At 73.6% G+C, this 10,066-nt stretch carries 12 protein-coding genes; 6 read left to right on the top strand and 6 right to left on the bottom strand.

From position 1 onward, the window contains the following. Window positions 1-28: 28 nt before the first annotated feature. Together ACZ67Q_RS23245 and ACZ67Q_RS23250 are read right to left on the bottom strand one after the other, a co-directional pair. Window positions 29-400, bottom strand: a complete 372-nt coding sequence (locus ACZ67Q_RS23245) for a hypothetical protein (RefSeq protein ID WP_471185185.1) — start codon at window positions 398-400, stop codon at window positions 29-31. Window positions 401-448: 48 nt separating this feature from the next. Then, window positions 449-664: a hypothetical protein gene (locus ACZ67Q_RS23250; RefSeq protein WP_361631488.1), complete on the bottom strand. Its 216-nt coding sequence runs from the start codon at window positions 662-664 to the stop codon at window positions 449-451. A gap of 314 nt (window positions 665-978) precedes the next feature. On the opposite strand from ACZ67Q_RS23250, the gene ACZ67Q_RS23255 reads away from it, so the two are divergent. Then, window positions 979-3,030 (top strand): HelD family protein, encoded by a 2,052-nt coding sequence (locus ACZ67Q_RS23255; RefSeq protein WP_471185189.1) that lies wholly within the window; start codon window positions 979-981, stop codon window positions 3,028-3,030. Between the two features lie 129 nt (window positions 3,031-3,159). Here the strand turns inward: ACZ67Q_RS23255 and ACZ67Q_RS23260 are convergent, their stop codons facing one another. Together ACZ67Q_RS23260 and ACZ67Q_RS23265 are read right to left on the bottom strand one after the other, a co-directional pair. After that, window positions 3,160-3,837, bottom strand: a complete 678-nt coding sequence (locus tag ACZ67Q_RS23260) for a copper homeostasis protein CutC (protein WP_471185191.1) — start codon at window positions 3,835-3,837, stop codon at window positions 3,160-3,162. Window positions 3,838-3,924: 87 nt separating this feature from the next. Beyond that, complete coding sequence (locus ACZ67Q_RS23265) at window positions 3,925-4,587, bottom strand: maleylpyruvate isomerase family mycothiol-dependent enzyme (protein ID WP_471185194.1); 663 nt, start codon at window positions 4,585-4,587, stop codon at window positions 3,925-3,927. A gap of 47 nt (window positions 4,588-4,634) precedes the next feature. Between ACZ67Q_RS23265 and ACZ67Q_RS23270 the strand changes: the two genes are divergently transcribed. Next, complete coding sequence (locus ACZ67Q_RS23270; RefSeq protein ID WP_471185196.1) at window positions 4,635-5,300, top strand: HD domain-containing protein; 666 nt, start codon at window positions 4,635-4,637, stop codon at window positions 5,298-5,300. 10 nt (window positions 5,301-5,310) lie between these two features. After that, entirely contained in the window at window positions 5,311-6,390 is a 1,080-nt protein-coding gene (locus ACZ67Q_RS23275; protein WP_471185199.1) for a GNAT family N-acetyltransferase, read from the top strand. 88 nt (window positions 6,391-6,478) lie between these two features. Here ACZ67Q_RS23275 and ACZ67Q_RS23280 read toward each other — a convergent pair whose 3' ends face one another. Continuing rightward, complete coding sequence (locus ACZ67Q_RS23280; protein WP_471185202.1) at window positions 6,479-6,748, bottom strand: DUF4031 domain-containing protein; 270 nt, start codon at window positions 6,746-6,748, stop codon at window positions 6,479-6,481. Further along, complete coding sequence (locus ACZ67Q_RS23285; RefSeq protein ID WP_471185204.1) at window positions 6,745-7,128, bottom strand: hypothetical protein; 384 nt, start codon at window positions 7,126-7,128, stop codon at window positions 6,745-6,747. The genes ACZ67Q_RS23280 and ACZ67Q_RS23285 overlap by 4 nt, the downstream gene beginning before the upstream one ends. 55 nt (window positions 7,129-7,183) lie before the next feature. Here ACZ67Q_RS23285 and ACZ67Q_RS23290 point away from each other — a divergent pair, with 55 nt between their 5' ends. The 3 genes from ACZ67Q_RS23290 to ACZ67Q_RS23300 all read left to right on the top strand — a co-directional run bounded on the left by ACZ67Q_RS23290 (window position 7,184) and on the right by ACZ67Q_RS23300 (window position 9,853). After that, complete coding sequence (locus ACZ67Q_RS23290; protein WP_471185206.1) at window positions 7,184-8,071, top strand: MurR/RpiR family transcriptional regulator; 888 nt, start codon at window positions 7,184-7,186, stop codon at window positions 8,069-8,071. A 151-nt stretch (window positions 8,072-8,222) separates the two neighbouring features. Continuing rightward, window positions 8,223-9,158 carry an N-acetylmuramic acid 6-phosphate etherase gene (murQ, locus tag ACZ67Q_RS23295; RefSeq protein WP_471185209.1) on the top strand — a complete coding sequence of 312 codons (936 nt, stop codon included), beginning with the start codon at window positions 8,223-8,225 and terminating at the stop codon, window positions 9,156-9,158. Window positions 9,159-9,274: 116 nt separating this feature from the next. Beyond that, window positions 9,275-9,853, top strand: coding sequence for a hypothetical protein (locus tag ACZ67Q_RS23300; protein WP_471185211.1), 579 nt, complete (start codon window positions 9,275-9,277; stop codon window positions 9,851-9,853). Window positions 9,854-10,066: the final 213 nt, after the last annotated feature.

The following is a 10,066-nucleotide window of genomic DNA, read 5'->3' on the forward strand; positions in this document are numbered from 1 at the left end:
CCGGCCGGGGACCGGGCGGACGGCCCGGTCAGCCCGTGGGGAGCGTGAACACCAGCAGCAGGACGAACAGCGGCGGCAGCACGGACGCGACCGCCAGCCAGGCCCGCAGCCCCGACCAGCGGCGCCTCCAGGGCAGCAGCCAGGCGGTGAGCCAGGCACCGAAGGTGAGAAAGCCACCGAAGGAGAGGGTCCCGTAGATCAGCGTCAGCGAGGTCTCCAGCGCCTGCGAGCAGTCGTCGGGGCCGCAGCTGTCGGTGGCCATGGCCGACAGCATGCCGAAGAGGACCGCGGGCGGCCCGAGAAGTGCCAGGAGCACCGTGGCGACGGTCGGCGCGATCCAGGCCCGCGGGTCCCGGTCGGGCGAGTGGGCCGGGCGGGCCGCTACGTGCTGTGTGGTCATGGGCCGAGTCAAGCCGCCGAGCCGGGGCCCGCACACCGGCTCGGGTACTCACCCCGGCGGTGTCGGCGTACTCAACCGGGGTCCGTACCGGCGGCGTACGCCCGCCTCCTCGCCGTACTCACCGAGGATGATCACGTCGAAGGCGGCGCGGGCGTAGACCTTGACCGCGCGCAGGGCGTCGCCGAGCAGGTGGCGGTGGCCGGCGGCTATCGGGGTGGCGCCGGAAGGGCGTCCGGGGGCTGGGCTGAACGTCGCTGTGGTCATGTCTCCATGGTGCGATTACGGACATAAGGCTGTCGTCGGTCTGCGGGCGTCCGTTTCCCCTAGGCCGGGCGGGGCGCGTCCCCTAAGGGATCACCGCACCGGATGTGCGTCGGCCCGGATCCGTATATGGGGCGGCCCGGCACCGTAGAGGGGTCGGCACGGCACCGGATATTCGTTGGCCCGGTCCCCGCTCCTTCGCCTAGAATCTCCGCTCTTGCCCGCCTCCCCTCTTCCGGGAGCGCCGCCGGCCGGTCGGCAACCGGCCGGAGAAGTCCAGGAGTCACCCCCGCGCAGGTCCTTCCGGAGGCATCCCCTTGTCCACGCCCGTGCCCCTGTCCGCCGACGACCCCCTGGCCCGGGAACGAGCCCACCTCGCCGCCTCCCGTGCCGCGCTGCGTGCGATGCGCGAGGACGTCGAGGCACTCGACATCACCGACGTCGCCGCGAACTGGGTCAACGCCCAGGTACTCGCCCGCCAGATCGACGACCGCATCAAGGCGCTCGCCGACCTCAGCGACACCCCGCTGTTCTTCGGCCGCCTCGATTACCAGCACGCGCCCGGTGCCGACCAGGCCGAGGGCGCGGAGGGGGAGCGCTTCTACATCGGGCGGCGCCATGTGCACGACGCGGCCGGCGACCCCATGGTCATCGACTGGCGTGCACCCGTCTCGCAGCCGTTCTACCGGGCCTCCAAGAAGGACCCGATGGACATCGCGCTGCGCCGCCGCTTCGGTTACACCGGCGGCGAGCTGACCGCGTACGAGGACGAGCACCTGTCGGATCCGGCGGAGGCGGCGCGGACCAGCCGGCTGCTCCAGCAGGAGATCGAGCGGCCGCGTGTCGGTCCGATGCGGGACATCGTCGCCACCATCCAGCCCGAGCAGGACGAGATCGTCCGCAGCGGACTGGGCGGCACGGTGTGCGTGCAGGGCGGCCCCGGCACCGGCAAGACCGCCGTCGGCCTGCACCGCGTCGCCTATCTGCTGTACGCCCACCGGGAGCGCCTCGCCCGCACCGGCACCCTCGTCATCGGGCCGAACAAGAGCTTCCTGCACTACATCGAGCAGGTGCTGCCCGCGCTGGGCGAGCTGACCGTGCAGCAGGCCACGGTGGACGACCTCGTCGCCGTCGTGGACGTCCGGGGCGTGGACGACGCGGACGCCGCCGTGGTCAAGGGCGACGCCCGGATGGCCGAGGTGCTCCGGCGTGCCCTGTACTCCCACGTCACGATGCCCACCGAGCCGGTGGTCGTGGTGCGCGGCTCACGCCGCTGGCGCGTGGCGGCGTACGAGATCGAGGAACTGGTACGGGAGTTGCTGGAGCGCGGCATCCGCTACGGTGCCGCCCGCGAGGCGCTGCCGCAGCGGATCGCGCACGCGGTGCTGGTGCAGATGGAACGCGCCGGGGAGGCCCCCGACGACCGGGTGCAGGACGCGGTGGCCCGCAACACGGCGGTGAAGGCGGCCGTGAAGACGATCTGGCCGGCCGTCGACCCGGCGAAGCTCGTGCTGCGGCTGCTGTCCGACGCGGAGTTCCTCGCCGAGCACGCGCGGGGAGTGCTGAGCGACGAGGAGCAGAAGGCGATCCTGTGGGCGAAGCCGGCCCGCAGCGCGAAGTCGGCGAAGTGGTCGCCCGCCGACGCCGTACTGATCGACGAGGCCTCCGACCTGATCCTGCGCACGCACTCCCTCGGGCACGTGGTCCTGGACGAGGCGCAGGACCTGTCCCCCATGCAGTACCGGGCGGTGGGCCGGCGCTGCACCACCGGTTCGGCGACCGTCCTCGGCGACCTGGCGCAGGGCACCACGCCGTGGGCGACCCGCAGCTGGACCGAGGCGCTGGCGCACCTGGGCAAGTCCGACGCCGTCGTGGAGGAGCTGACCGCAGGTTTCCGCGTGCCGACGGACGTCATCGCCTACGCCTCCCGGCTGCTGCCCCACATCGCGCCGGGCCTGACCCCGGTCGCGTCGGTCCGGGAGAATCCCGGCTTCTTCGAGGTCCGCGCGGTCGACGGGGCCCCGGACGTCGTCGCCGCCTGCTCGGAACTGCTGGCTCACGAGGGTTCCATCGGCCTCATCGCCGCCGACGCGCGCATCCCGGCGCTGGCCGAGGCGCTGACGGGGGCGGGCCTGACGTATCTCGCCCCGGGCGAGGAGACCACCCCGGACACCCGCCTGACCCTGGTCCCGGCCTCCCTGGCCAAGGGCCTCGAGTACGACTACGTGGTGCTGGACGAACCGCGGGCGGTGGTCGACGGCGAGCCCGACGAGCGGACGGGCCTGCGGCGCCTGTACGTGGCCCTGACGAGGGCGGTCTCGGGCCTGATCGTGACACACGCGGCACCGCTGCCGGATCAGCTGGGGTGAGAGAAGGCGCCCCCAAGGGGCGCGGGGCCGGGCGGGCCGACGGATCTGCAACCCCCTCGGGGGCGCGGGGAACTGCGCGACCGGCCCCACACGACCCGCACCCGGCCCCCGGCCGGACCCTCCACGGCGCTACCGCGCGTCCAGCACCCCGCGCCACTCACGAACGGCCTCTTCGGAAACCGGCCCGGCCCACCCCGCGGAGCGCGCGGCCCCGCCGATGTGAAACGCATCGATCCCCGCCGCGAGCAGGGCGGGGACGTGGTCGAGCCGCAGCCCACCGCCCACGAGAATCCGCTGCTCGTACCGCCCCGCCTCCTCGAGCAGCGTCGGCATGCCCGCGTCGACGCCGGAGGCGGACCCCGCCGTGAGGAACGCGTCAAGCCCCGGCAGCCCGTCCAGCGCCTTGCGCAGGGCGTCCCGGTCCGCGCAGTGGTCAATGGCCCGGTGAAAGGTCCAGGGACAGCCGTCGAGCACGGACACCACCCGCTCGACGGCCGCCAGGTCCACCCCGCCGTGCGCGTCGAGGAATCCGAGCACGAACTGGTCGGCGCCGGCCGCACGCAGCTCCCCCGCCGTGTCCACCAGCCGCCCGAGGTCCCCCGCCGCGAAACCGTCCGCGAGCCGCAGCATGACCCGCAGGTCGATGTCGACCGCGGCCCGGATCGCGGTGAAGGTGTCCACGGACGGGGTGAGCCCGTCGGCGGCCATGTCGGTGACCAGCTCGAGGCGGTCCGCGCCTCCGGCCTGGGCGGCGACGGCGTCCGCCGGGTCGAGGGCGATCACCTCCAGGACTGCGCGCTTGCTCATGGGACCCCATTCGTCGGCTCGGACGGGCTGCTACAGGTCTAGTCCAATTTAGGATACGCCGAGCGGGATCACGGGAAACGCGGTCGCTCAGCCGAAGACGTTCAGCTCCTCCTCGCGCGCCCCCGCCAGCTCGTACCCGCCCGCCTTCACCGGTCGGCCCGCGTACAGCCGGACCAGCGTCGCGGCGTCCCCGATGTAGCGCGCCGGCGGCCGCTCCGGCACGATCGCGCCCAGCCGCAGCGGCTCGTCGACGTCGTCCAGGTCCGCATGGAGCGGCAGGTGCCCCCGTTCCTGCGTCCGCCGCACCAGCAGCGCGAGGGCGTACGGCAGCCCGGGCCCGCCGTACGCTCCGGGCTCCCCGAAGGCGTCCCGCACGTCACCGGCGTGCACCCACTCCCCCAGCGCGAGCGCGTCCAGCTTCCCGCCCGCCTCCGCGATCAGCGGGCCCGCCTCGGTCATGCCGCGCTCCAGCTCGTCCACCACCTGGGCGTTCGTCCACTCGGCGCGTTCGGCGATGTCCCGGTCGTTGGACTCCGGCGAGAACACGCCCGGCTCGAAGCGGCCCTCCACCACCCGTGTCAGCGCGGCCGAACAGTGCGCCAGCACATCCCGCACCGACCAGCCCGGACAGGCCGCCGTCGGCAGCGCGAAGTCGGCGTCGGGGCGGGAACGCAGCAGCGGGATCAGCACGTCGCGCTCGGCGGTCAGCAGCCGTCCGGGCAGTTGCGGGTCACGTTCGTCAGTAGTCATGGTCTCCACGCTAGGGGGCGCACGGCGCATGGCGGGAGAATGAGCGCATGGCCGATCTCGACGATCTGCGTTCCCGCTGGCTGCGCGCCTTTCTCGCGGCACGCGACGACGACTCCTGCGCCCGCGATCCGTACCCGTACGCCGACGCCCTGCTGCGGCGTTGGCAGGAACCCCAGCGGCACTACCACACGCTCACGCACCTCACCGCGGTCCTCGACCACGTCGACACGCTGGAGAAGTACGCCGACGACCCCGACCTCGTCCGGCTCGCCGCCTGGTTCCACGACGCCGTCTACCTGCCCGAACGGTCCACGAACGAGGAGCGCTCCGCCCGGCTCGCCGAGCGTGCCCTGACCGAGGCCGGGCTCTCACAGGAGAAGACCGCCGAGGTGGCGCGGCTGGTGCGGCTCACCGTCGGGCACGACCCGGCGGACGACGACCGCAACGGTCAGGTGCTCTGCGACGCCGACCTGGCGATCCTGGCGGCGCCGCCGTCGGCGTACGCCGCCTACACCGCGGCCGTGCGCGAGGAGTACCACTTCGTGCCGAACGACGCTTTCCGGGCCGGGCGTTCGGACGTCCTGCGGCATCTGCTCGCGCTGCCACGGCTGTTCAGCACGCCGTACGGGCAGGAGCACTGGGAGGCGACCGCCCGGTACAACATCCGCTCCGAGCTGGAAATGCTGTCGACCGCGCCGGAGCCGGACGCCTAGGGTGCCGCTCATGGAGACATGGGGCGGGGATCAGGTGGCCGCGGCCGTGGCGAGCTGTCTCGCCGCGCTGCGGCCGGTGGCGGACCAGGACTGGGCGGCGATGAAGGCGGGCCGGCTGGAGTGGGACTGCCGCAGCACGGCGTTCCACGTCGCCGAGGACCTCTTCGCCTACGCCGGGCAGTTGGCGGGCCGCGCCCAGGAGGACTACGTGCCCGTCGAGCTCGTCCTCGAGGGCGATCCGGACAACTCCGGGCTGCTCCAGGTCATCGAGACGATGGGGGTCCTGCTCGCCACCACGGTCCGCGTCACCCCGCCCGAGGTGCGCGCCTTCCACCCGTACCCGTTCCGCAGCGCCGACCGCGAGGGCTTCGCCGCGATGGGCGTCGCCGAGGTGCTGCTGCACACCCATGACATCGCCGAGGGCCTCGGCTTCGCCTACGAGCCGCCCGCCGAGCTGTGCGAGGGCGTACTCACCCGCCTCTTCCCGCACGTCAAGCCGGGCCCCGCGCCCTGGCCGACCCTGTTGTGGGCCACCGGGCGCGGCGAGCTGCCCGACCGCCCGCCGGTCACCGAGTGGCGCTGGCGCAACAACCTGGTCATCGGGACCGAGCGGCTGACACTGACCGGCGTGCGCCCCGCATCCGCGCGGGACCTGAACCTGGGCGGCGACGGCGGCTTCACCTGGAGCGAGGACGGGCCGTACCAGGGCACCCGGGACGCGGCCGGGATGGTGACCCAGGCCTACGAGGCGGGCGTGCACCGGCCGGAGTTCGGCATGTTCGTCCTCGTACGGCGGGAGGACGGCCGCGCGATCGGCGGCATGGGCTTCCACGGCACACCGGACGAGGACGGCCGCGTGGAGATCGGCTACGACCTCGTCCCCTCCGCCCGCGGCCGGGGCTATGCGACGGAGGCCCTGCGGGTGCTGGCACGCTGGGCGCTCGAGCGGGACGACGTGCGGGTGGTCTTCGCGACCGTCGACCGGGACAACGAGCCCTCCCGCGCGGTGATCACCCGGGCCGGATTCACGCAGGTCAGCGACGACGGCGCGCAGCTCGCGTACGTGTTGCGCCGCGGGTCGTCCTCATAGGGGCGGGTCCCGGAGGCAGTTCGTCTGCCAGTCGTGGACGGCTGGTCGCACAGTGGGCTGGTTGCGGTCCGGCCCCCCGGCTGCGGGCCTACGCCCGCGTCCCGCCCTTGCGGCGGCGCAGACCCGATTCCGTCAGCAGCCGGACCACCTCACGGCTGCTGATCTGCACCGCGCCGGCGGCGACCGCGTCCGAGTACCGGTGGGACGGGATGTCGTAGTGATCGCGTTCGAAGGCCCGCCGCGGTACGCCCAACGCGTCGGCGAACGCGTGCAGTTCGTCGTACGAGACATCGCTCACCAGGTGCGACCACAGACGCCCGTGCCCGGGCCACATCGGTGGGTCGATGTACACCGTCACGAGGAGCGCATCCCTCCCGTGGCCCCGCCGAGACGGCCCACCGCGGCGACCTTCACCCCCGCCTTGTGGCACACCCAGTGCGGATCGGGCCCCAGTTCGGGCTCGACGTCGAGGGCGTGCGGGTCGCCGGAGCCGCACACCGGGCACAGCGGCCACCGGCCGTACCGCTCCAGCAGCGCGTCCTGAACGTCCTGCGCGACCAGCCCGGGAAGGTAGGCCACCCCGTCCGGCCACTGCTCGACCCACCAGCGGCGCTGGGCGATCGAGTCCTCGACCAGCGACACCACGTCCGCCTCGGCGACCTCACGCGCGATCAGGTCGGCCATCACACGCGCGCGGGCCGCGTGCAGCGCCTGCTCCAGGGGGCTGATGGGATCCATGCCCCCATTGTGCGCACTCTTGCCCCGAGCACCGAGCCGGAAATATCTTTCAGGGGTGAGCCAGGATGTGAAGGAAATTTTCGGTGGTGCGCTGGCCGCCAAGGTGCGCACGCTCGCCCCGTCGATGACCCGTTCCATGCAGCGCGTCGCCGAGGCCGTCGCGAGCGACCCGGCCGGCTGCGCCGCCCTCACGGTCACCGGCCTCGCCGAACGCACCGGCACCAGCGAGGCCACGGTCGTGCGCACCGCACGCCTGCTCGGCTACCCCGGCTACCGCGACCTGCGCCTGGCCCTCGCCGGCCTCGCCGCGCAGCAGCAGTCCGGCCGCGCACCGGCGATCACCACCGACATCGCGGTCGACGACCCGATCGCCGACGTCGTGGCGAAACTGGCCTACGACGAGCAGCAGACCCTCGCCGACACCGCCGCCGGCCTCGACACCGCGCAGCTCGGCGCGGCCGTCACCGCACTCGCCGCCGCCCGCCGCACCGACGTGTACGGCATCGGCGCCTCCGGCCTGGTCGCCCAGGACCTCACCCAGAAACTCCTGCGCATAGGCCTGATCGCGCACGCCCACAGCGACCCGCACCTCGCCGTCACCAACGCGGTGCAGCTGCGCGCCGGGGACGTGGCGATCGCCATCACCCACTCCGGCTCCACCGGCGACGTCATAGAACCGCTGCGCGTCGCCTTCGAGCACGGCGCCACCACCGTGGCGATCACCGGACGGCCCAACAGCCATGTCACGCAGTACGCCGACCATGTGCTGACCACCTCCACGTCCCGGGAGAGCGAGCTGCGCCCGGCGGCGATGTCCTCCCGGACCAGCCAACTGCTCGTGGTGGACTGCCTGTTCGTGGGCGTGGCGCAGCGGACGTACGACACGGCGGGGCCGGCGCTGGCGGCGTCGTACGAAGCGTTGGCCCATCGGCACCGGCGGTAGCCGAGCCGTCCGAGACCGTAGGACCGACCGTTGTGGGTGGCTGCGGATTCGTCGTGGTCGGTCGCGCCCACGCGGCGGAGCCGCACATCGCACAGAGCCCCGCGCCCCTTCCGGTGAGACATCCGCACCCCGACCGAAAGAGCCGTTCGTCATGGCCACCAACCCTCACGCCCCCGACCTGCGCGCCCAGCTCGACTCCTTGACCACCGAGGCCTTTCGGCCCGAGCTCGCGGGGATCGACCAGTTGCCGACCCTGGAGATCGCCCGGCTGATGAACGCCGAGGACGCCCGGGTGCCCGGTGCAGTCGCCGCCTGTCTGCCACAGATCGCCGTCGCCATCGACGCGGTCGCCGAGCGGATGTCGCGCGGCGGACGCCTCGTTTACGCCGGGGCCGGCACCGCCGGACGGCTCGGTGTGCTCGACGCCTCCGAGTGCCCGCCCACCTTCAACACCGGGCCCGGCCAGGTCGTCGGCCTCATCGCCGGCGGCCCCGAGGCCATGGTCACCTCCGTCGAGGGCGCCGAGGACTCCAAGGAGCTGGCCCGCGCCGGCCTGGACGCGCTGGCGCTGACGCCGGACGACAGCGTGGTCGGCGTCTCCGCCTCCGGCCGTACCCCGTACGCCGTCGGCGCTGTCGAGTACGCCCGTTCGCGGGGCGCGCTGACGATCGGGCTGGCCTGCAACGCGGGCAGTGCCCTCGCGGCGGCCGCCGACCACGGGATCGAGATCGTCGCGGGGCCGGAGCTGATCACCGGCTCGACCCGGCTGAAGTCCGGCACCGCGCAGAAGCTCGTTCTGAACATGCTCTCGACGATCACGATGATCCGCCTCGGCAAGACGTACGGGAACCTGATGGTCGACGTGCGCGCCTCCAACGCGAAACTGCGCGCCCGTTCCCGCCGGATCGTCGCGCTCGCCACCGGGGCGGGCGAGGAGGAGATCGAGGCGGCGCTCGCGGCCACCGACGGCGAGGTGAAGAACGCGATCCTGGCCCTGCTCGCCGACGTGGACGGCCCGACGGCGGCCCGCCTGCTGGCCCGGTCCGACGGCCACCTGCGCGCGGCCCTGGCGGCGGCCCGGGACTGACTCCCCGCCCGGTCAGCAGGTGCCGGTGTCACGGTCCGCACCTCACGTTCCGCCCAGAGGCCCGGGCCGCCTCCCTCACGCCCACGAAGCGGCCGGAGCGGCCTACCCTCGGGTACATGAACCACGCGCAGCTCACCGCCCTCGGGCGCGCCCTCCGGCTCCTCGGCGAGCACGGTGAGGCGCTCTCCGCCGACACCCCGGACGCCAAGCTGCACGAGGTGAAGACGGATCTGCGGCGGGCGCTGGACCTGCTGGAGGAGAGCGTGACGTCGGCGCCGCCCACGACCCGCTGCGCCGAGCACCCGCAGGGACCCGTGGACGAGAGCGCGCCGGACCTGTGCCTGCTGTGCGAGACGCGGCGGCGTGCGGCCCGGCGGGCCGAGGTCGGCGGCGGGTACGGCCGGCCGCGGCCCGTGGACACCGCGGAGCGGATGCCGTCCCGCTACGGCGTGCGCGAGGACCGGCCGCAGCCGCAGCAGCGGTGGCTTCCGGAAGCGTGGAACGGCCGGGAGTGGCAGCTGTGCGGCACACCGCGCCACGACCGCCGGGAGGCCGAGCTGTATCTGACCGCCCAGCGGCGCGGGCCCCGCCCGGCGATGGCGTACCGGCTGGTGCACGAGTTCACCGACTACGAGGTGCTGCGGGTGTGGGGCACGCCGGTGAAGGTGGACATCGAACCCATGGGCAACATGTAGCCCCAAGGGCGCTCAGCCCTCGAAGCCCACCGGTTCACCCACCCCCGCCTCCCGGGCCCCCGTCGTCCCGCCCCGGGCCCGGGGGGCGACGGCGGGGCGGTTCGGCGAGGCGGCGGTTCGGCGAGGCGGCGCGACGGTTCGGCAAGGCCGCGAGGCGGCGCGGCGGTGCGGCGGTTGGGCAAGGCCGCGAGGCGGCGCGGCGGCGACCCGTCG

The organism is Streptomyces sp. NPDC036813 (assembly GCF_055609245.1).